The 26,308-nt window shown below is 44.9% G+C and carries 31 protein-coding genes; 21 read left to right on the top strand and 10 right to left on the bottom strand.

Annotated features, from left to right (window positions below):
* Window positions 1-5: 5 nt before the first annotated feature.
* The 8 genes from LCY76_RS16420 (at window position 6) to nagE (ending at window position 9,053) form a co-directional block, all read left to right on the top strand.
* The gene (locus tag LCY76_RS16420) at window positions 6-1,265 is read left to right on the top strand and encodes an exo-beta-N-acetylmuramidase NamZ family protein (RefSeq protein WP_248253512.1); all 1,260 of its coding nucleotides are present in this window, start codon (window positions 6-8) and stop codon (window positions 1,263-1,265) included.
* A 107-nt stretch (window positions 1,266-1,372) separates the two neighbouring features.
* On the top strand, window positions 1,373-2,557 hold the full coding sequence (nagA, locus tag LCY76_RS16415; protein WP_248253511.1) for an N-acetylglucosamine-6-phosphate deacetylase: 1,185 nt from the start codon (window positions 1,373-1,375) through the stop codon (window positions 2,555-2,557).
* 1 nt (window position 2,558) lies between these two features.
* Window positions 2,559-3,299 (top strand): glucosamine-6-phosphate deaminase, encoded by a 741-nt coding sequence (nagB, locus tag LCY76_RS16410; protein WP_248253510.1) that lies wholly within the window; start codon window positions 2,559-2,561, stop codon window positions 3,297-3,299.
* A gap of 7 nt (window positions 3,300-3,306) precedes the next feature.
* Complete coding sequence (locus LCY76_RS16405) at window positions 3,307-4,032, top strand: GntR family transcriptional regulator (RefSeq protein WP_248253509.1); 726 nt, start codon at window positions 3,307-3,309, stop codon at window positions 4,030-4,032.
* A 241-nt stretch (window positions 4,033-4,273) separates the two neighbouring features.
* Window positions 4,274-5,641, top strand: a complete 1,368-nt coding sequence (locus LCY76_RS16400; RefSeq protein WP_248253508.1) for a PTS transporter subunit EIIC — start codon at window positions 4,274-4,276, stop codon at window positions 5,639-5,641.
* A gap of 27 nt (window positions 5,642-5,668) precedes the next feature.
* The gene (locus tag LCY76_RS16395; protein WP_248253507.1) at window positions 5,669-6,712 is read left to right on the top strand and encodes a DUF871 domain-containing protein; all 1,044 of its coding nucleotides are present in this window, start codon (window positions 5,669-5,671) and stop codon (window positions 6,710-6,712) included.
* Window positions 6,713-6,723: 11 nt separating this feature from the next.
* Window positions 6,724-7,626 carry an N-acetylmuramic acid 6-phosphate etherase gene (murQ, locus tag LCY76_RS16390; RefSeq protein WP_248253506.1) on the top strand — a complete coding sequence of 301 codons (903 nt, stop codon included), beginning with the start codon at window positions 6,724-6,726 and terminating at the stop codon, window positions 7,624-7,626.
* Window positions 7,627-7,664: 38 nt separating this feature from the next.
* Window positions 7,665-9,053 (top strand): N-acetylglucosamine-specific PTS transporter subunit IIBC, encoded by a 1,389-nt coding sequence (gene nagE / locus LCY76_RS16385; protein WP_248253505.1) that lies wholly within the window; start codon window positions 7,665-7,667, stop codon window positions 9,051-9,053.
* A gap of 204 nt (window positions 9,054-9,257) precedes the next feature.
* On the opposite strand, the gene LCY76_RS16380 is transcribed toward nagE, so the two are convergent.
* The 5 genes from LCY76_RS16380 to LCY76_RS16360 all read right to left on the bottom strand — a co-directional run bounded on the left by LCY76_RS16380 (window position 9,258) and on the right by LCY76_RS16360 (window position 14,771).
* Window positions 9,258-9,404 carry a YjcZ family sporulation protein gene (locus tag LCY76_RS16380; RefSeq protein WP_248253504.1) on the bottom strand — a complete coding sequence of 49 codons (147 nt, stop codon included), beginning with the start codon at window positions 9,402-9,404 and terminating at the stop codon, window positions 9,258-9,260.
* Window positions 9,405-9,535: 131 nt separating this feature from the next.
* Window positions 9,536-10,951, bottom strand: a complete 1,416-nt coding sequence (locus LCY76_RS16375; protein WP_248253503.1) for a sodium:solute symporter family protein — start codon at window positions 10,949-10,951, stop codon at window positions 9,536-9,538.
* A 33-nt stretch (window positions 10,952-10,984) separates the two neighbouring features.
* Entirely contained in the window at window positions 10,985-11,956 is a 972-nt protein-coding gene (gene speB / locus LCY76_RS16370) for an agmatinase (RefSeq protein ID WP_248253502.1), read from the bottom strand.
* A 22-nt stretch (window positions 11,957-11,978) separates the two neighbouring features.
* A complete protein-coding gene (locus tag LCY76_RS16365) occupies window positions 11,979-13,313 on the bottom strand; it encodes an aspartate aminotransferase family protein (protein WP_419714953.1) in 1,335 nt (444 codons plus the stop codon).
* A gap of 84 nt (window positions 13,314-13,397) precedes the next feature.
* Complete coding sequence (locus tag LCY76_RS16360) at window positions 13,398-14,771, bottom strand: sigma-54 interaction domain-containing protein (RefSeq protein ID WP_248253501.1); 1,374 nt, start codon at window positions 14,769-14,771, stop codon at window positions 13,398-13,400.
* 256 nt (window positions 14,772-15,027) lie between these two features.
* Here LCY76_RS16360 and LCY76_RS16355 point away from each other — a divergent pair, with 256 nt between their 5' ends.
* A complete protein-coding gene (locus LCY76_RS16355; RefSeq protein WP_248253500.1) occupies window positions 15,028-15,681 on the top strand; it encodes a 3'-5' exonuclease in 654 nt (217 codons plus the stop codon).
* A 219-nt stretch (window positions 15,682-15,900) separates the two neighbouring features.
* Window positions 15,901-16,128, top strand: a complete 228-nt coding sequence (locus LCY76_RS16350) for a hypothetical protein (protein ID WP_053357468.1) — start codon at window positions 15,901-15,903, stop codon at window positions 16,126-16,128.
* A 251-nt stretch (window positions 16,129-16,379) separates the two neighbouring features.
* Here LCY76_RS16350 and LCY76_RS16345 read toward each other — a convergent pair whose 3' ends face one another.
* A complete protein-coding gene (locus LCY76_RS16345; protein ID WP_248253499.1) occupies window positions 16,380-16,526 on the bottom strand; it encodes a hypothetical protein in 147 nt (48 codons plus the stop codon).
* A gap of 259 nt (window positions 16,527-16,785) precedes the next feature.
* Between LCY76_RS16345 and LCY76_RS16340 the strand changes: the two genes are divergently transcribed.
* The 4 genes from LCY76_RS16340 to LCY76_RS16325 all read left to right on the top strand — a co-directional run bounded on the left by LCY76_RS16340 (window position 16,786) and on the right by LCY76_RS16325 (window position 20,284).
* Entirely contained in the window at window positions 16,786-18,675 is a 1,890-nt protein-coding gene (locus LCY76_RS16340) for an OPT family oligopeptide transporter (RefSeq protein ID WP_248253498.1), read from the top strand.
* A gap of 47 nt (window positions 18,676-18,722) precedes the next feature.
* Complete coding sequence (locus LCY76_RS16335; protein ID WP_248253497.1) at window positions 18,723-19,040, top strand: PqqD family protein; 318 nt, start codon at window positions 18,723-18,725, stop codon at window positions 19,038-19,040.
* A gap of 85 nt (window positions 19,041-19,125) precedes the next feature.
* Complete coding sequence (locus LCY76_RS16330; protein ID WP_248253496.1) at window positions 19,126-19,284, top strand: hypothetical protein; 159 nt, start codon at window positions 19,126-19,128, stop codon at window positions 19,282-19,284.
* A gap of 220 nt (window positions 19,285-19,504) precedes the next feature.
* The gene (locus LCY76_RS16325; RefSeq protein WP_248253495.1) at window positions 19,505-20,284 is read left to right on the top strand and encodes a GDSL-type esterase/lipase family protein; all 780 of its coding nucleotides are present in this window, start codon (window positions 19,505-19,507) and stop codon (window positions 20,282-20,284) included.
* A 149-nt stretch (window positions 20,285-20,433) separates the two neighbouring features.
* Here LCY76_RS16325 and LCY76_RS16320 read toward each other — a convergent pair whose 3' ends face one another.
* On the bottom strand, window positions 20,434-20,628 hold the full coding sequence (locus LCY76_RS16320; RefSeq protein ID WP_053357472.1) for a hypothetical protein: 195 nt from the start codon (window positions 20,626-20,628) through the stop codon (window positions 20,434-20,436).
* A 292-nt stretch (window positions 20,629-20,920) separates the two neighbouring features.
* Here LCY76_RS16320 and LCY76_RS16315 point away from each other — a divergent pair, with 292 nt between their 5' ends.
* Window positions 20,921-21,622 carry a hypothetical protein gene (locus LCY76_RS16315; RefSeq protein WP_248253494.1) on the top strand — a complete coding sequence of 234 codons (702 nt, stop codon included), beginning with the start codon at window positions 20,921-20,923 and terminating at the stop codon, window positions 21,620-21,622.
* Window positions 21,623-21,635: 13 nt separating this feature from the next.
* Here the strand turns inward: LCY76_RS16315 and LCY76_RS16310 are convergent, their stop codons facing one another.
* Window positions 21,636-22,250 (bottom strand): DNA-3-methyladenine glycosylase, encoded by a 615-nt coding sequence (locus LCY76_RS16310; protein WP_248253493.1) that lies wholly within the window; start codon window positions 22,248-22,250, stop codon window positions 21,636-21,638.
* Window positions 22,251-22,421: 171 nt separating this feature from the next.
* On the opposite strand from LCY76_RS16310, the gene LCY76_RS16305 reads away from it, so the two are divergent.
* The 3 genes from LCY76_RS16305 (at window position 22,422) to abbA (ending at window position 23,127) form a co-directional block, all read left to right on the top strand.
* Entirely contained in the window at window positions 22,422-22,586 is a 165-nt protein-coding gene (locus LCY76_RS16305; protein ID WP_248253492.1) for a hypothetical protein, read from the top strand.
* Between the two features lie 98 nt (window positions 22,587-22,684).
* Window positions 22,685-22,867, top strand: a complete 183-nt coding sequence (locus LCY76_RS16300; RefSeq protein ID WP_053357475.1) for a Fur-regulated basic protein FbpA — start codon at window positions 22,685-22,687, stop codon at window positions 22,865-22,867.
* Between the two features lie 77 nt (window positions 22,868-22,944).
* Window positions 22,945-23,127: an antirepressor AbbA gene (abbA, locus tag LCY76_RS16295; RefSeq protein ID WP_248253491.1), complete on the top strand. Its 183-nt coding sequence runs from the start codon at window positions 22,945-22,947 to the stop codon at window positions 23,125-23,127.
* A 39-nt stretch (window positions 23,128-23,166) separates the two neighbouring features.
* On the opposite strand, the gene LCY76_RS16290 is transcribed toward abbA, so the two are convergent.
* Window positions 23,167-23,379, bottom strand: coding sequence for a hypothetical protein (locus LCY76_RS16290; protein WP_248253490.1), 213 nt, complete (start codon window positions 23,377-23,379; stop codon window positions 23,167-23,169).
* A 226-nt stretch (window positions 23,380-23,605) separates the two neighbouring features.
* On the opposite strand from LCY76_RS16290, the gene LCY76_RS16285 reads away from it, so the two are divergent.
* The 3 genes from LCY76_RS16285 (at window position 23,606) to ytkD (ending at window position 25,490) form a co-directional block, all read left to right on the top strand.
* Entirely contained in the window at window positions 23,606-23,875 is a 270-nt protein-coding gene (locus tag LCY76_RS16285; RefSeq protein WP_248253489.1) for a holin, read from the top strand.
* A gap of 219 nt (window positions 23,876-24,094) precedes the next feature.
* Window positions 24,095-24,613, top strand: a complete 519-nt coding sequence (locus tag LCY76_RS16280; protein ID WP_248253488.1) for a hypothetical protein — start codon at window positions 24,095-24,097, stop codon at window positions 24,611-24,613.
* Between the two features lie 400 nt (window positions 24,614-25,013).
* Window positions 25,014-25,490: an RNA deprotection pyrophosphohydrolase gene (gene ytkD, locus LCY76_RS16275; protein WP_248253487.1), complete on the top strand. Its 477-nt coding sequence runs from the start codon at window positions 25,014-25,016 to the stop codon at window positions 25,488-25,490.
* 48 nt (window positions 25,491-25,538) lie between these two features.
* On the opposite strand, the gene LCY76_RS16270 is transcribed toward ytkD, so the two are convergent.
* Entirely contained in the window at window positions 25,539-26,306 is a 768-nt protein-coding gene (locus tag LCY76_RS16270; RefSeq protein ID WP_419714998.1) for an ABC transporter permease, read from the bottom strand.
* Window positions 26,307-26,308: the final 2 nt, after the last annotated feature.

The raw sequence follows: 26,308 nt of genomic DNA, 5'->3' as shown, positions 1-26,308 counted from the left end.
ATAAGATGAAAAAGTGGTTGAGTGCAGGGATGTTATTTGTTTTGGTGATCACCTTGCTGTCGTCAGCGATGGCAGAGGATGACAATCATCATAAAAATTCACCGCAAAATTTTAAAACGGGTGCAGAAGTGCTGCTTCACGACCAACAAGACCTTTTAAAAGGGAAGCGTGTCGGGCTCATCACGAACCCGACAGGAGTTGACGGAAAGCTGAACAGTATCGTCGACGCGATGCACAACAACCCGAACTTTGAACTGAAAGCCTTATACGGTCCGGAACATGGGGTTCGGGGAAGCGAGCAGGCCGGCTCTTATGTTGATTTTTACATTGATAAGAAAACACAGCTTCCGGTTTACAGTCTTTACGGGAAAACGAAAAAACCAACCCCGGAGATGCTGAAGGACATTGATGTTCTCGTCTTTGACATTCAGGATGTGGGTACCCGTTTTTACACGTACATCTATACGATGGCGTACGCGATGGAAGCGGCGAAGGAAAACAACATCGAGTTTGTCGTGCTTGACCGTCCGAATCCGCTAGGCGGGGAAGCAGTGGAAGGGCCGGTGCTTGAGCCGAAGTATGCAACGTTCGTTGGATTATATCCGATCCCGCTCCGCCACGGGATGACGGTCGGTGAACTCGCGATGCTTTTTAACAAGGAGTTCAATATCAATGCGGATCTCAAGGTCGTTAAGATGAAAGGCTGGCACCGCTGGAAGACGTATTACGAAACTCCGCTTCAGTGGGTGATGCCTTCGCCTAACATGCCAACCGTGGACACCGCATTCGTTTATCCGGGAGCAGGATTGATTGAAGGAACAAATGTGTCGGAAGGAAGAGGAACGACGAGGCCATTCGAAACGATCGGAGCACCGTTCATTGACGGAGATGTGCTCGCACAAAAATTGAACGAACTGAAGCTACCGGGAGTGATGTTCCGTTCCAATTCCTTCACCCCAACGTTCTCAAAATTTGCAAATGTGCTGTCGAACGGTGTTCAACTGCATATCACAGATTACAATTCCTATAATTCGGTGGATACAGGGCTTGCGGTTGTGAAAACGATACATGATCTGTATCCCAACGATTTTCAGTTCAGAGCAGAGAACAGCCAGGGAATTTCGTATTTTGATAACCTGATCGGAAACGGCTGGGTACGGGAAGAAATCGAAAAAGGAACGTCTTTACAAGAAATCAAAAAGAAGTGGATGCCTGAGCTTGAACAGTTCAAAAAGGTCAGAAAGCACTACCTTCTCTATAAATAAGGAGATAAGACCTATATTCAGAATTAACAAAATAGTTCGACTGGTATAGACAACTAGTCATAAGCGTGGTACCCTGTGCATAGAGATAATAAGGATGGTGAGTGGAGATGAAACCATTACTGATAACCGGAGGGACCATTTATACAGAGAGTGGCGAGCTGAAAAAGGGGTACCTCATCATTAAAGACCAGCAAATAGCAGAGGTGGGTAAAGGAGCTGATGCGTTAAATCGTGAAGATTATGATGTTCTAGAGCTGCCGGCCACGTCATCTGTTGTTCCCGGCATGATTGATCTGCACATTCATGGTGCTGCCGGCGCAGATGTGATGGATGGGACAGAGGAAGCATTAAAAACGATGGCAGTGACCCTTCCTCAAGAAGGAACGACGGGCTTTCTTGCAACAACGATGACGCAAGGCGAAGAAGAAATTGAAAGCGCACTGCAAAATGTCAGGGAGTATATGGGAGAAGGCAATCCTCCAGGGGAGGCGGAGGTGATCGGCCTTCATTTAGAAGGGCCGTTTATTTCCCCGAAGCGGGCAGGAGCCCAGCCTTTGGACCATATTAAAAACCCGGACGTCAAGCTCTTTAAGAAATGGCAGGAGCTTTCCGGCAATGCAATTAAACTCGTAACCTTGGCACCTGAAGAACCGGGTGGATATGAGCTTTCTTCCTATTTAAAAGAAACTGGAGTTGTCGCATCAATCGGCCATTCTGATGCGGTGTATGAGGAGGTTGTGAAGAGCATTGATTCAGGTGTTACGCATGCGACTCATCTGTATAACGGAATGAGAGGCCTTCACCACCGGGAGCCCGGAGTGGCAGGAGCGATTCTGCTGCATGATGAGATCACAACAGAAATCATCGTCGACGGCATTCATTCCCGGCCTGAGATGGTGAAGTTCGCCTACCGCAACAAAGGCAGCGAGCGGGTCGTACTCATTACCGATTCCATGCGGGCAAAGTGTATGGGCAATGGTTCATATACACTTGGCGGGCAGGACGTAACGGTCGATGGAAACGAAGCGACGCTGGCAGACGGTACGCTTGCCGGCAGTATCTTAAAGATGAAGGACGCAGCCCGAAACATGAGGGAGTTTACCGGGTGTTCCACGGAGGACATCATTCAGATGACCGCCATTAACCAGGCGAAAGAGCTTGGAGTTTATGAACGCAAGGGAAGTTTGAAAGCAGGCAAGGATGCCGATGTTGTCGTGCTTAACGAGGAAAAAGACGTTATCTTCACTTTCTGCCGTGGAAAACTTTCTTATCAGCGGAGGGAGGACGTATAACATGAAAATCATTGAAGTTGCGGATTACGAGGAAATGAGCAGGGTTAGTGCCCAAATTATTTTGGAAAAAGTCAAGAGCAAGGAACGTGTCACACTGGGACTTGCGACAGGCAGCACACCGCTTGGCACGTACAAGGAGCTCGTTAGGGATCATGAGGAGAACGGAACGCGGTTTGACCATGTGCACACGTACAATCTCGATGAATATGTGGGACTGACGTCAAGCGATCCGGAAAGCTATCATTCCTACATGTGCGAGCACCTTTTTAACCGGGTGAGCATTCCGCTCGATCAAACGAACATTCCAAACGGATCGGCTGAGGAACTCCTTCAAGAATGCTTGCGCTATGACTCACTGATTGAGAGCATCGGAGGCGTCGACCTGCAGCTGCTCGGTATCGGGCAGAACGGGCATATCGGGTTTAATGAACCGGGAACGTCTTTTTCATCAAAAACACATGTGGTGGACTTAACTCCATCGACGCTTGAGGCAAACGCGGAGTATTTTACAGATCTCTCCAAACAGCCGACACGAGCACTCACGATGGGCATCTCCATCATTTTGCAAAGCAAGGAAATCCTTCTTCTCGCCTCGGGAGAAAAGAAACAGGACGCGCTGTTCCATCTGTTGCGCGGAGAAATTACAGAAACCGTACCGGCATCGGCCTTGAACATGCATGGAAATGTAACCATTATTGCAGATTCACAGGCATTAAAACTGGTGAACTCGTTAGGGAAGTGATACAGAAATGATTGATAAATACTCACCACTGCCGATCTATTATCAAATTGAAGAAGCGATCAAAGGACGGATTGAAAAAGGAGAACTTCAAGAAGGGGAGATGATTCCTTCCGAGCGGGAATACGCTGAAACTTACGGAATCAGCCGGATGACTGTCAGACAGGCGATCACCAACCTCGTCAATGATGGTTACCTGACCCGCCGAAAAGGCAAGGGAACCTTTGTCGCCAACAAAAAGATTGAGCAAAAGCTGGTCGGCCTGACGAGCTTCACAGAAGACATGAAGGCCAGAGGGCTCTCGCCATCTATCAAACTATTGGATTTTAAACTGAGTGAAGCCCATGGGAAAACGGCCACAGGTTTAGGAATTCAAGCGGGGGCTGCGGTGTATGAGATCCAGCGGGTCAGGCTCGCGGATCAAATACCGATGGCGCTTGAAACCACGTTTCTGTCGGCTGACTTGGTCAAGGGACTGAACGAAAAGATCGTACAAGGTTCACTCTATCAATACGTAGAGGAGGAGCTTGGACTCAGCATTGATTATGCAACACAGGAGCTCGAAGCCTCTGTCGCCCGCGAAGCTGAAAGCGAGATTCTTGGAATTGCAAAAGGATCGCCGGTTTTATTTATTCGAAGATACACCTGCCTGACAGACGGGCGTCCGTTGGAGCTCGTGCAGTCAATTTACCGAGGGGACCGCTATAAATTCATCATCGATATGCAGCGGGGATGATGTAAGCGCTTTTTTACATTTGAACTCGCATAGAAATGATGTCTAGCTCCAGCGTCCAAGGCTGAAAACGTGTTTCTTGTTTTCAGCATAGGCCCTCGAGGGACGAATTGAAAAAATACAATTCGTCTTGGTCGCTTCACTCTTACTCCTCAACACAAAAAGCGTGTTGCTGAGTAAGGGTTCCAGCGCTTGTTGGACCTTAACGGGACGCTTACGCTTTTCTTAAAAGGGGGATAAGATCATGAAAAAGGAACAATTAATGGCGCAGCAGATTATTGAAAAACTGGGCGGCGCCGAAAACATTCAAAGCTTAACGTACTGTATGACACGGCTTCGCGTAACGCCGAAGGATGAATCCAAAGTGGACAGAGCAGGCATCAAAGACATTGACGGGGTCATGGGAGTCGTAGGGGATGAAACCCTGCAAATCATTGTCGGACCTGGAACAGTCAACCGGGTAGCCGATGAGATGTCCAGAAATACGAGACTTCAAGTTTCGGCTCTGGATGAAGATGGAGAAGATGATCTCGCCAAGACTACGAAAGATGAAATCAACCGAAAGAACGCTACACCGTTTAAGCTGTTTCTTCGTAAAATCGCCAGCATCTTTATTCCGTTAATCCCGGCGATTGTCGGTTCCGGATTGATTGCCGGTATTACGAACGTCCTGGTACGAAGCGGAGTTCCAAAAGATGTACCATTGATGCAGATGCTCGATATGATCGGCTGGGGGCTTTTTGGTTACCTTGCGATCTTTGTCGGGATCAACACTGCAAAAGAGTTTGGCGGAACACCGGCACTTGGGGGCGCGGCCGGAATCATGCTCATCAACCCGGCGCTTGCCAACATCACGTTGTTTGGTGAAAAGCTCTTGCCAGGCCGAGGCGGTCTGATCGGTGTTATGCTTGCTGCTGCGTTTATTGCCTGGAGTGAAAAAAGAATACGCCGTTTCGTGCCGGCTGCTGTTGATATTATTGTAACTCCTACTTTAGCTTTGCTGGCTACCGGAATCGCGACACTGTTCGTTCTTCAGCCTGTGGGAGGCTTCATCTCTGATCTGATCACGAAAGGATTATTAAACCTTCTTGATATTGGCGGGATTTTTGCCGGAATCGTTCTTGCAGGTACCTTCCTTCCGCTTGTTGTTACCGGTCTGCACCAAGGTTTGACTCCTGTACACATGGAATTATTGAACTCGATTAAAGTGGATCCATTGTTACCGATTCTGGCGATGGGTGGAGCAGGCCAAGTCGGTGCAGCCTTTGCGATCTATTTCAAAACGAAAAATGCCAAGCTGAAGCGTGTCATCAAAGGCGGACTGCCTGTTGGGATCCTTGGAATCGGAGAGCCTTTGATCTTTGGTGTAACCCTCCCGCTCGGACGTCCGTTCCTTACAGCGTGTCTGGGTGCTGCTGTCGGAGGAGCATTCCAGGCCTTCTTTAAGATCGGTACAGTGGCGATTGGCGTTTCCGGACTTCCATTGGCATTCTTGATTAAAAACACGAACCAGATCGTTCTTTATATCGTCGGACTTTTACTAGCGTATATTTTCGGATTTATCTTCACATGGCTGTTTGGCTACAAAGAGTCAATGGCCAAGAATATCTAATGCAATAAAAAGCAGGGAGTGGCAGGCATGTTAGGAATTTCAGTCTATCTCGGGAAAGATCCTGACCAGAACATAAAGTGGATCCAAAAAGCCGGCTCCTTCGGTTTTCGAAAAATCTTCACCTCGCTTCATATTCCTGAGGAAGACGCCTCTCTTTTGCGGGAGAGGCTGATTTTTCTCGGAAAAGCGGCAGGAAAGGCCGGTATGGCCATCATGGCAGATGCAGGTCCGCAATCGCTGAAGAACATCGGCATCAGCATGGACTCACTCGGTCTGCTGCGTGAATGGAACATTGATGGCATCCGTGCTGATTACGGTTTTTCTGATAAAGAGATCATCACCTTGTCCCAGGAAATGAAAATAGGAATCAACGCGAGTACCCTTGATGAAGGAACGGTGAACAACTGGAAAGATAACGGATTGCTGACTGAAAATGTGGAAGCGTGGCATAATTTTTATCCTCGCCAAAACACAGGCATCCCCTCCTCATTCTTGCGGGAGAAGAATATCTTTTTAAAATCGCTCGGACTTCAAACGGCGGCTTTTGTACCCGGTGACAAGACCCTCAGAGGACCTGTTTTTGAAGGGCTTCCGACTCTTGAAAAGCACCGGAAAGCCAATCCTTTTCACGCCGCTGTCGAGCTGGACAGCCTTCAGACCGATCACATTTTAATCGGTGATGTGGAAGCCAGTGACGAGACGCTGGAGCGACTGTCAGCATGGAAGGACGGCATTTTAACGTTGAGAGTAGATTGGATGGAGGGAGAGGCTGTATCGGGTGTTCATACGAATCGTCAGGACGCCGCACGGGATGTGATCCGTTCCGTGGAATCCCGGTCGTATGCGATGAACAATGGTGAAAAAGCTGCGCCTCAGAATCCGCCGCTGCCCCGTCCGTTGGGAAGTATCACGATCGATAATGAAAAATACGGGAGATATGCGGGGGAACTTCAGATTACGAAGACCGATCTGCCGGCTGATGAACGAGTAAACGTGCTCGGCCAAGTTCGTGAAGAAGATCTGATGCTGCTTCCCTATATTGGTCCGGGACAAAAATTTTTAGTGCTGTGAAAGGAAATTTCATGAAAATTAATCACCTAACAACTGAGAAAAGAAATCCAAATACGTTGGACATCGATGAATGTTCGAGCCTTGAAGTCGTACGAAAAATCAATAACGAGGATCAAACGGTCCCGGCAGCGATTGAAAAGGTGCTGCCTGAGATCGCGTTTGTCGTAGACCAGGTCGTTGCAGCGTTCCGCAATGGAGGACGGCTCATCTATACAGGAGCGGGAACAAGCGGAAGGCTGGGAATTCTTGATGCTTCGGAATGTCCTCCAACTTATGGAACACCGCCTGAGATGGTCATCGGCATTATTGCAGGAGGCGGCCAAGCCATCCATACGGCCGTTGAAGGAGCTGAGGATGACAAAGAAGCTGGAATGAATGATCTGAAAAACCTTGACCTAACAAAGGACGATGTCGTCGTTGCCATCGCTGCCAGCGGAAGGACGCCTTATGCGATCGGTGCTCTGGAGTATGCGAATGAGATCGGGGCGGTGAGTGCTGCATTAGTCTGCTCATCTGATTCCGAAATGAGTAAGGTGGCACAGTTCACGATTGCTGCAGTCGTCGGTGCCGAAGTGGTAACAGGATCTACCCGAATGAAAGCAGGCACCGCGCAAAAATTGGTTCTTAACATGATCAGCACAGCATCGATGATCGGAATCGGCAAAGTGTACAGCAATTTGATGGTAGATGTACAGCCATCCAACAAAAAACTCGTTCAGCGGTCCAAGAATATCGTGGTGGAAGCGACGGGCTGTTCACCTGAAGAGGCAGAACAGGCGCTTTCTCATCATGATGGTTACGCGAAAGGAGCGATTCTGCAGCTGTTAACAGAGCTTTCTCCAAGTGAAACGAAAACACTATTGGAAAAGAACAACGGCATGCTGAAACAGGCGCTCAAGGAATTTAAGGGATAAATTCTCATTATCTAAACTAAAAATAGGGGGGACCTACAATGTTAGGTTTTTTACAACGGATCGGCCGCGCGCTCATGCTGCCGATCGCGGTACTGCCGGCAGCAGGGCTTGTATTAAGGCTCGGTGCCTTATGGCATATTCCGTTCATGGAAAAAGCGGGGAATTCCATTTTTGAAAATCTGGCAATCTTGTTTGCAATTGGTGTTGCGATCGGTTTTTCCAAGGATGGAAACGGAGCAGCAGCACTTGCAGGGGCCATCGGGTATTTTGTTTTAACCAGCGGAGCAACTGCCATAGATAAGACCATCAATGTTGGTGTCCTTGGCGGAATCGTTTCGGGGATTGTGGCCGGACTCCTATATAACCGATTCCATAATATTAAACTGCCAGACTATCTCGGTTTTTTTGCAGGAAAGCGGTTTGTCCCCATAGTCACAGCCGGCGCCATGGTGGTACTCGCAGGGGTGTTTGGGTTTGCCTGGCCGCCTATTCAGGATGGCATTGAAGCGATCGGACACTGGGTGGTTAACGCAGGTGCTTTTGGTGCTGCTGTTTTCGGATTCTTAAACCGTCTTTTGATTCCTCTAGGACTTCACCACGTCTTAAATAACTTTATCTGGTTTGTGTTCGGCGATTACAAGAATGCCCATGGTGATCTATGGCGTTTCTTTGCGGGAGATCCTTCTGCAGGATTCTATATGGCTGGTTTCTTCCCAATCATGATGTTCGGTTTGCCGGCTGCTTGTGTCGCGATGATCATGGCGGCTAAGAAGGAAAAGCGTAAAGCTGTTGCCGGAATGCTCCTTGGTTTAGCATTTACCTCTTTTTTAACAGGTATTACGGAACCGATTGAGTTTTCATTCATGTTCTTATCACCGCTTTTATACGGGATTCATGCACTTCTCACGGCAGTTTCCATGGCGGTTGCGGTTCTATTAAACATTCATCATGGTTTTACGTTTTCCGCGGGAGCCATTGATTACTTCTTAAACCTGGATCTTGCAACACGGCCATGGCTTCTCGTCCTGCTCGGACTTGTCTTTGCAGCGGTTTATTATGTCGTCTTCTATGCTTTGATTGTCAAGTTGAACTTGAAGACTCCAGGCCGTGAAGATGAAGATGATGAAAGCATCGTTGAAGATACGAGTGCAGGAGCAAGCGATGACAAGTACGATAGAATTGCGGCGCGTTATCTTGCTGCCTTAGGCGGTGCAGAAAATCTTGATGTTCTGCATAACTGTGTCACACGGCTGCGATTAAAAGTAATAGATGTTGAGAAAGTGAATGAGCCCGGTTTGAAGAAGGCGGGAGCAAGAGCTGTACTCAAATTGAGCTCCACCGATGTCCAGGTGGTCGTTGGAACGGACGTCGAAGCAGTGGCAGAAGCCATGAGAAAGATCATTTCCAAAGAAGAACGAGTTTCATAGGGTAAGTAAAGGGCTCTCAGCTGTGCTGAGGGTTCTTTTTTGTGGCTTGAAGCTGCGGAATTGAACCAAAATGAGGAGTGATTGAACCGATCTAAATATTCAGACTTCTTATCCGCCGAAATTACTTCTTCAAAGCCACCACAACACTTGTATGTATCAAACAACAAAAAAACGGCCTTCAAAAGAAGACCGGTTTTCCTGATTTTAGTACAGACCCTTACCGCCGAATCCGTACCCATAGCCGAAGCCGCCATATCCGCCATAACCGCCGTAACAGGCGCATCCAACAATAATCAGCAGAATGAATAGGACGACAATTAAAGTAAAGTTGTTAAAGATACCACCAGACATTATCTTCACTCCCGGATTATTTTATTTAAGAGGATGCCCTCCTCCTCCATACATCATATGAATTCATACAGGCTGTGAAACCGAGGCATGAGCGGATTTTTAGCGGCCAGCTAATAGGATTAATAAAAGGGTTACCCCTGTTTTGTGTTGCTGAACGAGCCGACGAGGGAGGCTTTGTTTCGGTAGTTGGTCAGCAGGGAGATTCCTACCAAAACCACGAAGCCAGTGACAATACCGTACATGATCGGATTGGTGGAGGAGAGCCCTTCAATGAGCAATCCGCCGATGACAACGACCGTGCTGGCAAGAATAGAATAAAAACCGGCGTTGGCCGTTGATTTCTTCCAGAAGAACATAAGCAGCACCGGTACGAAGATTGCACCGGAAAGAATGGCATAGGCCACATCAAGAGCGACGAGAACGTCCTGAATCCAAACTGCAAACGTAATGGCGAGCAGGCCGGCAGCAAGTGTAGTCACACGCGAGAGCACCAAAAACTTCTTGTCGCTGATATCTTTAATAAAATATTGGCGCAGAATATCGTTAGTGATCAGTGTGGACGAAGCAAGCAAGGTGCCGGAAGCCGTTGACATGAGCGCTGAGATCACGCTCGCGAGCACAAGCCCAAGGATGCCCGTTGGCAAGATCTTTAAAGCCAGCATGGCAAAGGTATTCTGAGTGTTGTCGATGTTTGGCAGGATAATCAACGCGCACATCCCGATGATGCTGCCTGCCAAAGCATAGGCGATGGAATAGAGGCCGGCATACATGGAACCTTTTTTCGCGATGGATGGGTTTTTGGCTGTGAATACACGCTGCCAGATGTCTTGTGAAACGACCATGCCAAGCGTATACAGTAAAAAGTACTGAAAGATCTGCTGATAGCCGATCGATGTCAGGCTGAGATGGGATTCAGGCAATTTTGTTAGCAGATTGCCAATTCCATCTGCCTTCACAATGCTCATTGGAAGCATGATGGCAAAGATTCCGATGGTCATGACGACGAATTGGATGATGTCTGTTACGGTAACGCTCCACATTCCGCCAAGGATGGTGTAGAACAAAACGATTCCGCCGCCGACAAACATGGACGTTGTCAAATTCCAGCCGAGAAGCACATTGATGATTGTGCCCATCCCGATGACCTGGGTCACCGCGACCATGAGTGTGTAGATGGAGGCGACGATAGCAGTTATGAGCCTCGCTTCGGATTTGTATTTTTTTCCGAGCAGTTCACTGATCGTTGTTACTTTATACTTGGAGATGCGTTTAATAAAAAATGTTCCCAAAAGAATGATGCCAAGGCCGATCATCGTAACGAACCAGATGCCTGAAATTCCGAATTCATAGCCCAGCTTGGCGGTACCAATGGTCGACGCTCCGCCCAAAATAACAGCAGACAAACAGCCAAGATACATGAAAAGCCCGAGGTTGCGGCCGGCGAGAGCGAATTCCTCTGTCGTTTTAGCCTTCGTTGAACCGATGATACCTACCGCAATTAACACTGCAAAATAAAGAAAAATGATAACTGTGTCCAAGATCCCCATTTCAATGCCCTCCTTTTATTCATTTTTGAATAGTTACTGCTGTGCTGCTTGTTCCACTCTTGATGTCAGTCTTGCTTTTTTCAGAGCAATCAATGTAATCATTTCAAACATCACAGTACTTGCGAGCATGGCTGTGATTTCTCCGCTGTCATAGGCAGGAAGTACTTCAACAAGATCAAAGCCAACCAGATTTAGCCCATCAAGATTGCGGACGAGGTCGAGCGCTTCATGGCTCGTCGGACCGGCAGCTTCAGGTGTTCCTGTGCCCGGTGCGTAAGCAGGATCAACGAAATCAATATCAAAGGATACAAAAGCAGGCTTGTCCCCTGTGCGCTCATGGATTTTCCGGATTACCTCATCGTAGCCGAGCTTGCGGACGTCTCTCATAGTTAACACTTCAAATCCGAGATCGCGTGCATCCTGAATATCTTCCTGTCCGTAAAGAGGACCTCTCATGCCGACCTGGATGGAATGTTCGACATCGATCAACCCTTCTTCCACAGCTCTCCGGAATGGCGTGCCATGGGTGTATTTTTCGCCAAAATAGTGATCCCACGTATCACTGTGAGAGTCAAAGTGCACAAGTGCCACTGGTCCGTATTGTTTAGCAAATGCTCTCAGGTTGCCGAGCGAGATGGAGTGGTCGCCTCCCATGATGACAGGAGTCACCCCTGAAGAAAGCAGAGGCTGCAAAAAGTTCTCAATGTTGCTGTACGTTTGATGGATGTTGCCGGGCACTACGTCGATGTCCCCATAATCCACACCGCCGCAATGATCAAAAATGTTAATGTCCTGATCAGGGTTGTACGGGCGGAGCAGGGTGGAAAAGTTGCGGATATGCTGCGGGCCATTCCGCTGGCCTGTACGGTTGGAAGCACCCGTATCGAATGGCACACCAATCACCGCGAAATCGACATCTTCGGTTGTCTGAACATGTTCCAGCCGCATAAATGTCTTCACACCGCAAAAGCGGGGAGAGGCTGAAGAATCTTTTGGTTTATACATGGATACTGTCTCCTTTCAGCTGTTATACATTTTGCAGTTTGCGCCCCGGTAGCCGTTCTGCTTCGTATTCTGCAATCGACTCTTCCAGCATGGCAATGCCTTCGTTGATCTGATCCTGGCTGACGGTCAGCGGAGGAATCATCCGGATGACTTCTCCTTCGTTGCCGCAAAGATAAAACAATACTCCTTTTTCAAGACACTTGTTAAGGATGGAGATCACGCCTTCACCATCTGGAGCACCGGTAGCCGGATCCATGATTTCAATGCCGATCATCAGCCCGATGGAACGGATGCTGCCTACAACCGCATGTCTTTCTTTTACTTCTAAAAGCTTTTCACGCGCGTAGGCTCCCATCGCCTTTGAGTTTTTCACCAGCTTTTCTTCTTTTAGAACTTCAAGTGTAGCCAGTCCGGCAGAGCAGGCAATAGGGTTGCCGCCGAATGTAGTCCCGTGGCTTCCGAGCGGCCATTGTTTCATCAGTTCTTTTGAGGCGACAGTAGCGCTTAAGGGCAGCCCGGACGCGATGCCTTTAGCGATCGCCATGATATCCGGTGTTACACCGAAAGTCTGAGCCGCAAACCATTCTCCAGTACGTCCAAAACCTGTCTGTACTTCGTCAAAAATGAGAAGGATCCCGTGCTTGCTGCAGATTTCCCTCATTTTTTTCAGCCATGCAGCAGGAGGCACAACATATCCGCCTTCACCTAGAACGGGTTCGACAATCATACAGGCGACTTCTTCCGGTGTAACCTGGTGCTTGAAAAGAGTAGTTAAGTCTTTCTCCAGCTTGTCAGCTGCAAATTTGCCAGGGTCCATACCTTTTGGACATCCTTCTGTTGAAGCGTAAGGAACTTGATATGTCAGACCGTTTGGCTGCAAATACTTTCGGTACTTGGCCTTTGATGTGGTGACGCTTAAAGCTCCGAGGCTTCGGCCGTGGAAACAGCCGGTGAAAGAAACGACATACGGCCGGCGGGTCACATGCTTGGCAAGCTTGATCCCTCCTTCAATGGCCTCGGTTCCGCTGTTGGCGAAGAAAAAGCAATCCAATCCTGCTGGCAGGACCGTACGCAGTTCCTTTGCCAGCTTGAGGATGGATTCATACATGATGACACCTGAAGGACCGTGCATCAGTTCATCTGCTGCTTTTTTTATGGCCTCGACCACTTTCGGATGGCGGTGGCCGGTGTTAGCGGTAGCAATTCCAGAGGTGAAATCCAGGTATGTTTTGCCATCCAGTCCGTAGTAATAGCAGCCTTCTTCTCTTAAGACAGGCAGATTTGGGTGGTCCTTGGCCATGGTCGGAGCCAGCAAATCGGAAAGCTCGTTCATCAATGTGTCTAGTTCTTGTGGCACAATCACGTACCTCCTTATGTATTTGATTCTAAGGGGACATTTGCAGTCTTACTTTATTATCTTGCAAGTATTGTGCCAATCTGTTTAATCAATGTCATATTTCTGCATTTTTCGTACGACGGAAGGCTGGCTGATCCCGAGCGCCTCTGCCATCTGTACGGTAGTTTTATAGTCTCTGCGCGCTCTTTGAAGCATCTGTTTTTCCACATCCTCTAACACGTCCTTCAGAGGCTTTAAAAGATTGGAGGGGGGAGCAGGGATAGAATACGAGGCTTTTATGTAATCGGGAAGATGTTCGGTTGTGATAAGTGTGGAGGGGGAAATGACAACAAGGCGTTCTATGAGATTAATAAGTTCACGGACATTACCTTTCCAGTCATATTGAAGAAAATGGTGGAGAACCGCTTCATCGAGCCGTTTTTCCCGTTTATATTTTTCTTGAAAAACATCGAGTACATAGTGGATTAAAGGGATGATATCTTCAGGTCTTTTTCTGATCGGTGGAATGGTTAATGGAACAACGTTGAGCCGGAAATACAAATCTTCACGGAACGTTCTTTCTTGAATGGCCTTGAGAAGATCCTTATTGGTCGCCGAGATCAGTCGGAAATCGACGGAGATCGGCTTTGTTCCTCCTACTCTGTAAAACTGTTTTTCTTGTATACACTTCAATACTTTCACCTGGTGGGCAAGGGGCAGTTCGCCGATTTCATCCAGAAATAAAGTGCCTCCATCAGCCAGTTCAGCCAGTCCCAGCTTTCCCTTCCGATTCGCCCCTGTAAAAGCCCCTGCTTCATATCCGAAGAACTCAGCCTCAAATAAGTTCTCAGGAATTGCTCCGCAGTTCACTTCAATAAACGGTCCTTTCTTCCGGCTGCCTTTGTTATGAATAAATTTTGCGATCAGCGATTTGCCGACGCCTGATTCCCCTAGCAGCAGGACGTTCACATCTACTTCTGCTACTTGGAGGGAAGTGGTAATGACGTTCTTCATCTCTGTGCTGTTGGCAATAATGCCGCTGTCGTAAAGCTGGCGGCTGCGCAATAGATCCAGCTCGCTTTTTACCCGTTCCATTTCTCCCTCCATCGTCTGAAGGAACTTCTTCAGCTCCAGCAGCTCTGTCACATCATGCGAGTAGCTGACCACTCTATATATTTTTCCGTTCTCATCAAGCACAGGGATGCCGGTCACAAGCAATTTCTTTCCGGTATTTGTCGTCTGAACGAACGTGATTTTTTTCTTTTCCTTCAGGACCATCGGGGTAGCGATCGGGGTAAACATGCCTTTTGCTGCCAGGTCATAGACTGATTTGCCGAGCAGACTTTCAGAGGATACTCCGTATACTTTTCCAGTCGCCTCGCTCACTTTCAAAATGGTACCATCAAGATTAGTAACGAGAATATCATCCTGAAGAGAATGGAGGATTGCTTCATTTTCATTCCATGGTTGAGATGTCATGCTTATCACCCTTTTTATTCAAATGTGAATAATTATTTATTTCTGAATATTATAACGGAAGAAATGAAGCCTGCCAACCTAGGTTTTTTCTTGATGGTATAGGCAATAATCAGCACTGCCGACATACAATAAAAAATATGACCAGCAGAACGTATAAAAATAATGGTAACATCATTCCAATACCTTCAAAAATTAACTAAAATAGAAAGTAAAAAGCAGACACTGCAGGCAAGAAGAATGGGATGGAGTGAAGATGATGGATTATATTGTGTATGATCTGGAAATGACGAACAGGTTATCGGAAATTATTGAGATTGGCGCCGTACGGCTGCGTATGGCAAATGGGGAACTAGCAGTGACTGACCACTTTCAATCCTTTGTTCAGCCTAAGATGGATATTTTAAATACGAGAATTACTAACCTGACAGGAATTACGAAGAAAGATTTGATCAATGCCCAGCCGTTTACGGCGGTCATTAAAGAGTTTAGGGATTGGATCGGTGAGGGAGAGTATTATCTGTGCTCCTGGGGGCCGGAAGATAAATGGGCGCTGATTACAGATTCCACGTTCCACAACACTCCGATAGATTGGATCATCAATCACAATGACCTTCAATTTTTGTTCAGTATTCTCCATGACAGTGAGAAGGGCTTCCGCTACGGCCTGTCCCGTGCTTTGAACAAGCTTCAAATTTCTCTGGATGGTTCTCAGCACAGGGCATTGGACGATGCCATGAATACTGCGAAGATTTTTGTCTCCATCCATAAAGACATCAAGATTGAGAAGAATCCGAATTCTTTCTTGGAGTCGAAAATCTTTGAACCTGAGAAGCTGGTTTATCAGTCCAAGGATGAGGAGGAGGATGGAGTGCAATCTCCATTTGCCTCGCTTTCTAAATTATTTGGATAAAACAAAACGTTTTCGGGAACTATATTTATAAAACTTTGGTCATCAACATTTTCTCTCCTAATAGGACAATAAGTTGACAAAAACGACAAAATGCGACATGGTCAATAGGAAAAAGGGTCCGGTAATCCAGAAAAAGTAAGATATGTCGTCATTTGACGAAATGTTTTTGTAGGAAAATGACCTCATATCTTTAATAATAAAGTGGAGGGGGTGATAAAGTTGGAATCCACATATTATATAACGAACAAAAACAACCAACTTTTAGAGCTTATTAATACCATTGACTATATGGCGAGTGAAGCCACAGTTGAGGAGTTAGACTGTATCGTTAAATTAAAGGAAGAATTAATCGCGAAAGACGGCATCCATGTATCACCGGATCAATATAACAGTATCATCTCCATACTTTTAAAATTTGTGCCAACTTACATAAAAGATGTTTGTTAACCTGCAGGAGAAAGTTGCAGGTTTTTATATGAAATAGGAAAAGAAGGACCAGCAGAAAATGCTGGTCCTTCTTTCATTTATTTTTATAAGGAATTAGCCAAAAAAGCGATAACGGCGATGGCTCCTATAATGATAAGAATGGTGCGGATCATTGCTGTTTGTCCTCCCTATAGGTTGTTAATTATGAATCCTACAACGACAATAATTCCGATAATTAATAAGATAGTGCGTATCACTTCTTCAGTTCTCCTTTACTTCTGCTTTTTGTCATTTTCCTTTTGCGTATCTGTATCAACGGATTCCCGCTGTTCGATTGCGCCTTGTTCAAACATATCTTTTATATCTTTCTTAGTTTCTTTCTTTCCATTTTCATTTGATTTCTTCTCATTGTTTTCCACTTGTCATCCCTCCTAAGTTCATTTATTAACGTACCCTTTGTTTCGTTTTATAAACATTCCGGCTGCTTACTTAAAGAAGGACAATCCCTTATCTACAATATTTTTTTCTGAAAAGTGGATAACAATCTTTCAAGAAAGGGAAGCTTGTAAGAGTCAGTGCTACTCTCCTGTTGGAGTAATAATTGGAAAACTCAGTTTTTGTCGAATTGTGCTATAATAGTTACTGTTGAAAATTTCTGATGATTAGGCGGTGTTTATGATGAAAAACAACCAAGAGAAGTCCTCATCCTTTGTTCCCTATGTTCCCTCATCACGTTCATTGCCGGAACTTACCATGGTTGCTATCATATTTGGAATTATTTTAGCCATTGTTTTCGGTGCAGCCAATGCGTATTTGGGACTTAAAGTTGGATTGACCGTTTCTGCTTCTATTCCTGCAGCGGTTATATCCATGGGAGTACTTAGAGGGATTTTCCGAAGAGATTCCATCCTGGAAAACAACATTGTACAGACTATGACAACCGCAGGAGAAGCGATTGGAGCAGGCGCTGTGTTTACCCTGCCGGCATTCTTCCTGCTGGATATTAATCTTTCTCAGACCGTAATTATTTTTATCGTACTGACAGGGGGCCTTCTCGGGGTTTTTATGATGGTTCCTTTACGGCAGATGCTCATTGTCAAGGAGCATGAAAATCTTCCTTATCCTGAAGGAACGGCTTGTGCCGAGGTTCTAAAATCAGGAGAAAAGGGAGGATCCAATGCCAAAACGGTCGCCATCGGGTTTTTGTTCGGCGGACTTGTAAAGGTTTTAGGTGACGGCTTCATGCTGTTTAAAACAGAGATCGAAACTCAGGTCGGAAAGTTAAAGAATACGGTAGTTGGTATGGATATCTTCCCGGCATTGCTCGGTGTGGGCTATATTATCGGTCCACGGATTGCCGGACAGATGCTGGCAGGCGGACTCCTTGCCTGGATCGTGTTAATTCCGGCGATCGCCTTTTTTGGTGCGGACAGCACTGCGGCGATCTTCCCTGCGGAAGATCCAATCGGGAAACTTGATGCTTGGGGTATCTGGGACAACTACATTAAGTACATTGGTGCTGGTGCGGTAGCTGTAGCCGGACTGATTACACTGCTTAAAACGTTGCCGACTCTAATCTCCACAGCAGCCAAAACCATGAAAGGTCTATCAGATGGTGCAACAGGGGGAGGCATTGAGCGTACAGATAAAGATATGCCGTTCCGTTATGTCATCTTGGGAATTGTTGCGCTAGTGGTCATTATTGGTGCAGCACCGATTACAAACGTTGGATTTATCGGGGCAATCGCTATTGCGATATTTGGCTTCTTGTTTGTTGCCGTAGCTTCAAGAATCGTTGGAATTGTCGGCAGCTCCTCGTCTCCTGTTTCAGGAATGACAATTGCTACATTATTAATTGTAACGCTTGTTTATAAAGTAACAGGCTTGCATGGTATGGAAGGGATGAAGGCTGCCTTAACGGTTGCGGCTATCGTTTGTACAGCTCTTGCTGTTGCAGGCGACATCTCTCAGGATTTAAAAACTGGACATCTTGTCGGCGGAACACCTTGGAAGCAGCAAGTGGCCATGATGATCGGTGTTATCGCATCTGGACTTGTGATTGGAGTTATCCTTGTAGTTCTTGATAAATCCTATGGAATGGGTTCACAGCAGCTTCCGGCTCCAAAAGCTGCAATCATGAAAGTACTCGTTCAAGGAATATTTGGGGGAGATCTGCCATGGAGTTTAATCTTTATCGGTGCAGCGGTAGCAATTGTTATTGAGTTCCTTGGCCTCAACTCATTAGTTGTTGCTGTTGGTTTATATCTTCCGATTCATGTATCGGCACCGGTCATGTTTGGTGGAGCGGTACGCTGGCTCGTTGATGTGAAGGCAAAATCAAAAGAAGAACGCCAGGAAAGATCTGATAGAGGTGTTTTGTTTGCCTCAGGGCTGATCGCAGGAGAATCTCTGCTCGGCGTCTTAATTGCAGTGCTAATCTTCTTTAAGGTCGATATTCCAACGACACCAATGACTGATAATCGATTAATTCCATTTGTGATCTTCTTGTTCGTCTGCTGGCTGCTCTATTGGTTCTCTGCCAGAGCGAAAGTGAATAAAACAAAATAATGGGTCTTTTCACATCACGTAAAAAGACAAAGAAAAACCTTTTAACAATGATCCCTCAATTCAAGCAGGGCATTCATACAGAGACACGGAAGGACGAAAAGGTATACCTGATGATTCCCCGGACCAATCCTTTAGAAAGGCTGTCTATCCGTTTTTTTAAACAGCCTTCGTTCCTTCCGGTAAAGCTCGATGCGCTCGGTGCGTTCGTTGCAGCGCAAATCGATGGAACAAAAAAGATCGAGGATATCGCTGCCGGTCTGGAGAGAGCTTTTGGGGAAGAAGCAGCTCCTGTTGTTCCTAGGCTTGCTAAATTTATTGAAATGCTTGAAATGAACGAATGGATCATCTGGAGAGAAGAGAACTAGATTTCTCTTCTCTTTTACTTTTTGCCATGTCTCATATCTTCATTCTTTCATTCATATAAATGAGAAAAAGAAGAGGAGTGGGAATATGGGTTCCTTTGTTCTTGTGCTTGTGCCAGTTTTTTTAGTGTGCGGAGGCGCCGCCCTGCTGATCAGTTCTCTCGTAAAATCTGATACCGGCCGTTATGATATCGATAATTTGTGGGAAGACCGGGAGTATACATCAGATGACTATAATTTGAAGTAGAGAGAACTCCTTGATAAGAGGAGTTTTTTCTATAAACTTGCAAAACCATGTAGCCAACAGGCGCGGAATGGGAAATGATGAATTGATCATTCGAAATATGCCATGAAACTTGAAAAGATGCCGGATTGCTGTTTTAATGGATTAGCAAAAGGGAACTCAGTAACATAGCTGAACGTATGTTTTTTACAGCTTTATGGTTATCAGATAGAGGAGGATTTTTTTGGGGAACCGAAAAAAGGTGATTTATACCCTTAGTGCTGTTGTTATTGCAGCAGCCATTCTTTTTATCTTTTATTCTGTAAAAAGTCATGAAAAGAATCAGGGGAATGAACAAAAAAAATCACCAAACACACACATTAAACAACCTAGACCAAAACAATTAAGAATTGTCGCGCTTGGTGACTCTCTGACTTATGGGAGAGGAGATCCTCGGCGGAAAGGGTATATCGGCTTAGTCAGACAGGGCATGCAAAAGGAATTGAAGCGCCCGGTCGTGCTTAACAACTATGGGATCAGCGGCCAGCGGTCTGATCAGCTGTACAAGCAATTAAGCAATGGAATGGTGTCACGATCCGTACGCCAGGCGAACTACATCTTCTTGTTTATCGGAACGAACGATTACAGAAAAACGGCGGGGTGGAACTTCAGGAATATTAATCAGAAGGAAATGGCGATCGGCCAGAAGGTTCTGTATAGCAATCTGGAGAAGATAACTGCCGAGCTTAGAAATCAGAATAAGAGGGCACATATTTATATTCTCGGTTTGTATAATCCTTACACGGAAAACTTTTATGATGAGGTATCCTCCCGTGTCATCAAGCGGTGGAACGGATCCATTCAGCAAGTCAGCGCAGAGACACCGAACTCGACTTACATTTCCACCTATGAACTGTTCCTAGGCATTCAAAAACAGGAATATTTCTCAGATTCCATCCACCCGAATCCGAAAGGGTATTACCGGATCGCACAGCGGGTGCTTGGTGAACTGAAACTCAGATAATATTCTTATCATGCAAAACCCCGGACAGGCTTGGCCTATCCGGGGTTTTCTCGCTAGTAAAGAGCTTAGTGTTAAGCGAAGATCATGCAAATCCCAATCCTCAATAATATTAGCATCATTGACTAGAAGTACTTATCGTTCTTTAAGTATTAACGCTTGATATCGTTTTCAAGCTTGCCGTTCATATCAATCATAAAGCCGATTTCACGGCCAAGGAGCTGGCTTAATTCTTTTGCCTTCTTTTCACTTTCATTCTTAATCTGCTCTATAGTCAACTCACCTTTTAGTCGGGAAGATCCTACAATAATACTTAAATCTCCTTTTTCAAAAAAAACAATTCTCATCGTCCTGCCTCCTATTTAGGAATTTCTGTCTATTCCTTATATATTTCGCCCTAATGAAAAAAGCTGTCGGGGTAAATCTATGATTTAATTGAGGAGCATGACTCTATTCTTCCCCCAAAGTTAAAAAGATAAAAAGAGATTGGTAAATATTTTTAGTTTGTGGATAAAATCCTCATTCGATTTGTCCTTTTTTTATGCTGTCTTTTTTCTGAATCAACGTAAAATTTTACCTTTCTGCATGGAAAAGATGGTATCATGATAGATAGAAATTCTTCTGTCAGGGGGAAATAGAGTGGATCAACTTTGGCAACTGATCGTATTGGTGAGTAAGCTGTTATGGGCAAAAGCTGCAGCTGGATTTTTTGCGCTGGGCGTGCTGATTGAAGTTTTATTTCAAAATTTCTGGGTGCAATTTTCAGCTGCGATTTTCATCGGGATGTTAACCGTGAAAATCATTGAGCTTTCCATCCGTTATTATTATTACCATAACTTTGTGCATCGTAAATTAAAGAACAGCCTAGGTTCGCCGGCGGATTTAGATCTTTTTCTGCAAACGTCGATGAAACGTGAGATTTCACGGGGACTGCTGCCGAACCTAAACTATTTGCGCAGCCGGTTAATGCAGATGAGGCCGACTGAACTTCGGCTGTTTCATACGTACTTAAAGACCAATACAAGAACGATGAAGAACGGAAAGCCGGTCGGCTATGCCATTGGGATCCTGATCGGATTGTTTACCAGCTTCGCGATGGATATCCTTCACCTGGAAGGTCTTTCGTTTTCTCAGGAGAGTACAGTAAAAACCGTTCTGCTCCTGCTCGTTTGGTTTGTGATTGCGCATTTGTGGATGAATAAAAGAATCCGTACATTTGCTCAGCTCGACGGTGTTGTGCTGGCCTGTTTAAATGAAAAGCTTCACGATCCGTTTGAACCGGATGAAGAACCGTCTGATGATCCTTATTTTGAAGAAAAAATGATGAAAGAGCATTCCTGAGCGGAATGCTCTTTTATTTTGATACATAGATGTTGTCTTTGATCCAAAAACGATAAGGATAGTGAACCGCCTCTCCTGCATAATCTACGTTAATTCGCGGCCCGGAGACAATGTCTTCGTCAGATAAGCTCTTGTATTCTTTCAGGTAAAGATGTTCCGCGTTGAGTTTCAGCCCGTAGTCGTTTAACGATATTCCCATCGCTTTGCACAGTTTTCCTGGACCGTTCGTCAGTTTCTTTAATTGTCCAGGTTTCCAGGCTCCATTTTCCAAGACAGGGATTTTCATGGATCTGCGGTGCATCATTATGGGAATCCCTTCTTTCGGCTCAAGGGCACGGATCAAGATGGCTTCAGGCTTATGGAGAGGACCGGAAACAATATTAAAGCATGTATGCATGCCGTAAATGAAGTAAACATAAACATGGCCTGGCTCTGCATACATGATCTCGGTTCGCGGCGTTCTTTTGCCTCCAAATGAATGGGCGGCCATATCTTCGGGCCCCATGTAGGCTTCTGTTTCTACGATGATGCCAGAGGCCAGTCCTTCATCTGTTTGATGAACCAGTTCCATTCCCAACAATGTTTTAGCCAGCTTTAGTGTAGGGAGTTCAAATAGTTTCTCATTCATAAGTAATCCTCCAGTACGAATAACAAATGCTTATCCTTTTTTATACCCTTATTTTAAGTGGAATCCTGTCGAATCAGCAGATTTGCAATTGTCAGAATTTTGGGTATGTTTAAAGAAGGAAGTTAGAGAGCAAGGTAGAATTCTATAGTGTAAAGACGGGAGGCATTAATGATGGATGGAAAAGTAAAGAAAACGGGCATCTATGAAAACCTTTCGAAACGACGCTATGAATATTGGTATGTTAGCAAGTCTGGATTGAAGACAATGGTATCTTGGCTGTGCTGGAGTGCTCCTCAATCCGTAGTGGAAGAATGGAGCAATTCTCAGGTTAAATAATGGGATCCCTTCTATGGAAGGGACTTTTTATCTTGAAAGGAATGCAAAATGTAAAAGCTGGAGAGAACTGTATATAAAAACGAAAGGATACCTGTTCAATGATGAATGTTCCTCAAGGACAATTGCGTCGGGCGGTTGAAAAACGAAAACAGTTTCTTATCCAGAAGTTGCTTCACCATGGCTTTATTCTGCAGGAACACCGGCTTTTGCAAGAATTTACATTGTCCGAATTGGAAAGAGAATGGAGTTCTGTGCAGGGCAAAGACAATGTTAGCATGTAAGGGCTTTGGAATTACCATATTTTGAACACGCCGTTCTTCCCTTTATCCCTATATAATAGATGGAGGGAGGGATTTCTATGAATCAACTGTGCGATGCTGACAAGCTGTTATTGGCCGATCTTGCGTTAACTCAAAAGTATGCGAAAGAACTGGTTCAATCTGAATTGATGGAAATCGAACTCGGCTTAAGAGAAGCGGAAAATGACCGGGTAAAGAAATTGAACGACTTGCTTATGGTATTACATAAAACAGGATATTGAAACGAAAATAACCCCTTTTTAAAAGAGAGGGGTTATTTTTTATGAATCCAGCAATCCTTTTCGACGGGCTTCCATTCTCCATTCCGCCTCTTTTACTAATCTTTTAGGAAGCTTCCCTTTGTTTTTTAGAAATGACCAATAGGTTTTGTACTGTTTGGGCCGCATGTTGGGAGATACTTTTCTTGCATATTCCCACCACGTCAGTTCATTGGATTCTAGCATTATTAAATACAAATCATCTTCTCTTCTCATGCATTTCACTCCTGTTATGCTTTGTTTCTATATCTCTCGCTTAGTATGCACAAATCCTTGGATCGTAAATCGTTTCCAACAAATTTAGTTTATGCAAGGGTATTGAAGCGGTACAGGGCAATACGGATTTTTTAAATATAGAAGGTATTTTAATCTTGGGGTTGAACTTAATAACTATCGTTTGTGAATCAACATAAGAAGATGAAAAAGCAAAGGAGGATGAGGAATGGAACATATTGTGACGTTTGCCTCACTTTTAACGCCTCTTGTGACGGGCTTGGTACAGCTGCTAAAACGTACTTTCCCTATAAAGAAAAGATTCATTCCATTAATCAGCTTTTTCATTGGAATATTTGTCGGAATCCTTGCTTATCCATTTACCGAAATGACGGTTGTTCTTAGAGTATGGTCCGGAGGAATCGCCGGACTTGCCGCTACTGGATTGTATGAACTGGGTAAAAGAGGCTCAGGGAAAGCAAGCCGGAAAGCAGGATAGATCGTCTTGTATGATACGACTATAGCCATAGTCGTATTTTTTTGTGTGGGAAGATAGATGTGATTTCAGCAAGAATACAAGGAATAGACGCATAGATGGAGAAATACTGAAACATCTAAAAATGAAAGATTCAGAAAAAGAGGTTTTCCTTTGCTGCATTTAAGGAATGTTTTACTTTAAGTACACATTTTATTAAAAAATACAGGGTGGTGAACCGATGTGAAGTATTATGCAACCAGTTTTTTAATAGCAATGTTGGCTGTTTTTGCTTCTCCAAACTATTTGACAGATTCACCTGGTTCTAAAGGTGAGCCGGTATCATTTATAGAACAGCGTGCTCTGGCAGAGGAAACAACAGCTTCTAAACCGGATGCCAAATTATTATCCCAAGAATTTATTCATAAGCTTACTCCTGAAGTTGATGATCAATATAAAGTGAAAGGTTATTCCAGTAAAGAGGAACTTATTCGTAATTTGAGCCACATCGCTTCTAAAAAAGTAGCAAGCGATTATGTGAATGGAATGTTCGAAGAAAAAAACGGTAAACTGTATATCATACCTACAGATCTTCCTCCGTGGGTGGAGAAAGACAAACCTTATGAGCTGAAGAAATTATCTGATACATCTTATCACCTCATTCAAAAAAATAAGAGTGATTTATATGGGGAGTATAGTATAACACTTGGATTTGAAAAAGTTAATAGCCATTGGGTCATTACTTTTGCTTCCGTGACCTGATGCCAAAAGACGCATGAGATCTCTCATGCGTTTTTGCCATGTTAAGCATATTGTTGAATTTCTTTCCTATCAAGCATCGCATTCTGATGCTTGAAAGAGACCCTCAAGTCTTTTTCAGGAGAATGGATGGGATAGCTGACGACAGTTGGAGTCAGCGGATCTTGTGGAAAAAAATGAAGAGCTTGAAAAGCAGACGTGGAAAAGTTCGCTTATCCGCATCTGCTTTTCAATTGGCTCTTCAATCCCATCCCCCTGTATTCGCCATTGAGTTACTAAAGATCATTTCATAAAAATGAAAAGAAATTAAAATAATAGTCATGATTGTCTTTTATGAGATTGGACAAATACATGCTTCCTTCTTTACAATGAATATAACCTAGGGATTTGGAGTAACTAAACAATGGAACCGATAATTTTTAAAGATTACTACGATAATACGGTAAAGCTTTCCTTTGAAGATCACCCGTTCTCAAAAGATCCGAAGCACGTCTGGGTGCTGTGCCGTTTCAGGGGCCAATGGCTTTTGACTGAACATCCGCGGCGCGGAATTGAGTTTCCGGGCGGCAAGGTTGAACCTGGAGAAACAGCGGATGAGGCTGCAGTCCGGGAGGTTTTTGAGGAGACCGGAGGCCACGTATCTTCCCTTCACTATCTAGGACAATACAAGGTAGACGGAAAGGGCGGCCTTATTATAAAAAATATCTATTACGCTACCGTAGATAAAATATTGCTGAAAGAGCGCTATTATGAAACAAATGGTCCGGTATTCTTTGAAACGATTCCGGAAACCTTTGATGGCAGCAGGAAATTCAGTTTCATGATGAAGGATCAAGTGCTGATCCAGAGTCTTCAGCATACAAAAGAAAAATTTTTATAAAATAAAACAGCAGCTGTATTAGCAGTCTGCTGTTTTTTTGTCTATTGGTTATGATTCACGGTTCTTGATTAATTTCTTTTCAAGTGCCTCAACCAGCTGATACATGATCGTCGCTAAAAATGCAATAATCAGAAGGCTCATCAGTACAAGCGTGAAGTTGAAGACCTGAAACCCATATATGATGAGGTACCCCAGTCCTTCCTTCGATACAAGAAATTCTCCGACAATGACTCCGACCCATGACAAGCCAACGTTTACTTTTAAGGAGGAGATGATGGCAGGGAAGCAGGCGGGAAGGATGACTTCTTTAAAACACTGAAATTTAGAGCCGCCGAATGATCGAATGACCTTTACATAATTCGGTTCAACATTCGTAAACGACGTGTAGATGACGATTGTGGTAATAATGACTGAGATCAGCACACCCATGGCAACGATAGACGAAAGGTTCGGCCCCAGAGCAACAATTAGGATGGGACCGATTGCAACCTTAGGCATAGCATTTAAAATAACCAGGTACGGATCAAGTACTCTTGACAGAAAAGGGAACCACCAGATCAGTGCAGCCAGTGATGTTCCGATCAACGTTCCGAGCAAGAATCCGATGACTGTCTCTGTCAGCGTCATGCCAATATGCACAAATACGCTTCCGTCAGAAATTTTTTCCGCCAGCAAGGCAGCTATTTTTGCAGGCGAGCTAAAGAGGAGAGGATCGATCCATTTATGATCCGAGCTGTATTGCCATAAGCCAAAAAATACAACAAAGATGAGAAGCTGTGTAAGTCTGACTTGAATCGTTCTTCTGCGCAAATTCAGTA

This window comes from Fictibacillus marinisediminis (assembly GCF_023149135.1).
Classification (GTDB): domain Bacteria; phylum Bacillota; class Bacilli; order Bacillales; family Fictibacillaceae; genus Fictibacillus_C; species Fictibacillus_C marinisediminis.
The sequence above is the reverse complement of the archived record's forward strand: the minus strand, read 5'-3'. Positions and strand labels throughout refer to the sequence as shown.

What these genes read in the sequence shown, in the direction of transcription:
- LCY76_RS16420 (WP_248253512.1), top strand. Translation starts at nt 6, where the DNA reads ATGAAAAAGTGGTTGAGTGCAGGGATGTTATTTGTTTTGGTGATCACC.
- nagA (WP_248253511.1), top strand. Translation starts at nt 1,373, where the DNA reads ATGAAACCATTACTGATAACCGGAGGGACCATTTATACAGAGAGTGGC.
- nagB (WP_248253510.1), top strand. Translation starts at nt 2,559, where the DNA reads ATGAAAATCATTGAAGTTGCGGATTACGAGGAAATGAGCAGGGTTAGT.
- LCY76_RS16405 (WP_248253509.1), top strand. Translation starts at nt 3,307, where the DNA reads ATGATTGATAAATACTCACCACTGCCGATCTATTATCAAATTGAAGAA.
- LCY76_RS16400 (WP_248253508.1), top strand. Translation starts at nt 4,274, where the DNA reads ATGAAAAAGGAACAATTAATGGCGCAGCAGATTATTGAAAAACTGGGC.
- LCY76_RS16395 (WP_248253507.1), top strand. Translation starts at nt 5,669, where the DNA reads ATGTTAGGAATTTCAGTCTATCTCGGGAAAGATCCTGACCAGAACATA.
- murQ (WP_248253506.1), top strand. Translation starts at nt 6,724, where the DNA reads ATGAAAATTAATCACCTAACAACTGAGAAAAGAAATCCAAATACGTTG.
- nagE (WP_248253505.1), top strand. Translation starts at nt 7,665, where the DNA reads ATGTTAGGTTTTTTACAACGGATCGGCCGCGCGCTCATGCTGCCGATC.
- LCY76_RS16380 (WP_248253504.1), bottom strand. Translation starts at nt 9,404, where the DNA reads ATGTCTGGTGGTATCTTTAACAACTTTACTTTAATTGTCGTCCTATTC.
- LCY76_RS16375 (WP_248253503.1), bottom strand. Translation starts at nt 10,951, where the DNA reads ATGGGGATCTTGGACACAGTTATCATTTTTCTTTATTTTGCAGTGTTA.
- speB (WP_248253502.1), bottom strand. Translation starts at nt 11,956, where the DNA reads ATGTATAAACCAAAAGATTCTTCAGCCTCTCCCCGCTTTTGCGGTGTG.
- LCY76_RS16360 (WP_248253501.1), bottom strand. Translation starts at nt 14,771, where the DNA reads ATGACATCTCAACCATGGAATGAAAATGAAGCAATCCTCCATTCTCTT.
- LCY76_RS16355 (WP_248253500.1), top strand. Translation starts at nt 15,028, where the DNA reads ATGGATTATATTGTGTATGATCTGGAAATGACGAACAGGTTATCGGAA.
- LCY76_RS16340 (WP_248253498.1), top strand. Translation starts at nt 16,786, where the DNA reads ATGAAAAACAACCAAGAGAAGTCCTCATCCTTTGTTCCCTATGTTCCC.
- LCY76_RS16335 (WP_248253497.1), top strand. Translation starts at nt 18,723, where the DNA reads ATGATCCCTCAATTCAAGCAGGGCATTCATACAGAGACACGGAAGGAC.
- LCY76_RS16330 (WP_248253496.1), top strand. Translation starts at nt 19,126, where the DNA reads ATGGGTTCCTTTGTTCTTGTGCTTGTGCCAGTTTTTTTAGTGTGCGGA.
- LCY76_RS16320 (WP_053357472.1), bottom strand. Translation starts at nt 20,628, where the DNA reads ATGAGAATTGTTTTTTTTGAAAAAGGAGATTTAAGTATTATTGTAGGA.
- LCY76_RS16310 (WP_248253493.1), bottom strand. Translation starts at nt 22,250, where the DNA reads ATGAATGAGAAACTATTTGAACTCCCTACACTAAAGCTGGCTAAAACA.
- LCY76_RS16305 (WP_248253492.1), top strand. Translation starts at nt 22,422, where the DNA reads ATGGATGGAAAAGTAAAGAAAACGGGCATCTATGAAAACCTTTCGAAA.
- LCY76_RS16300 (WP_053357475.1), top strand. Translation starts at nt 22,685, where the DNA reads ATGATGAATGTTCCTCAAGGACAATTGCGTCGGGCGGTTGAAAAACGA.
- abbA (WP_248253491.1), top strand. Translation starts at nt 22,945, where the DNA reads ATGAATCAACTGTGCGATGCTGACAAGCTGTTATTGGCCGATCTTGCG.
- LCY76_RS16290 (WP_248253490.1), bottom strand. Translation starts at nt 23,379, where the DNA reads ATGAGAAGAGAAGATGATTTGTATTTAATAATGCTAGAATCCAATGAA.
- LCY76_RS16285 (WP_248253489.1), top strand. Translation starts at nt 23,606, where the DNA reads ATGGAACATATTGTGACGTTTGCCTCACTTTTAACGCCTCTTGTGACG.
- ytkD (WP_248253487.1), top strand. Translation starts at nt 25,014, where the DNA reads ATGGAACCGATAATTTTTAAAGATTACTACGATAATACGGTAAAGCTT.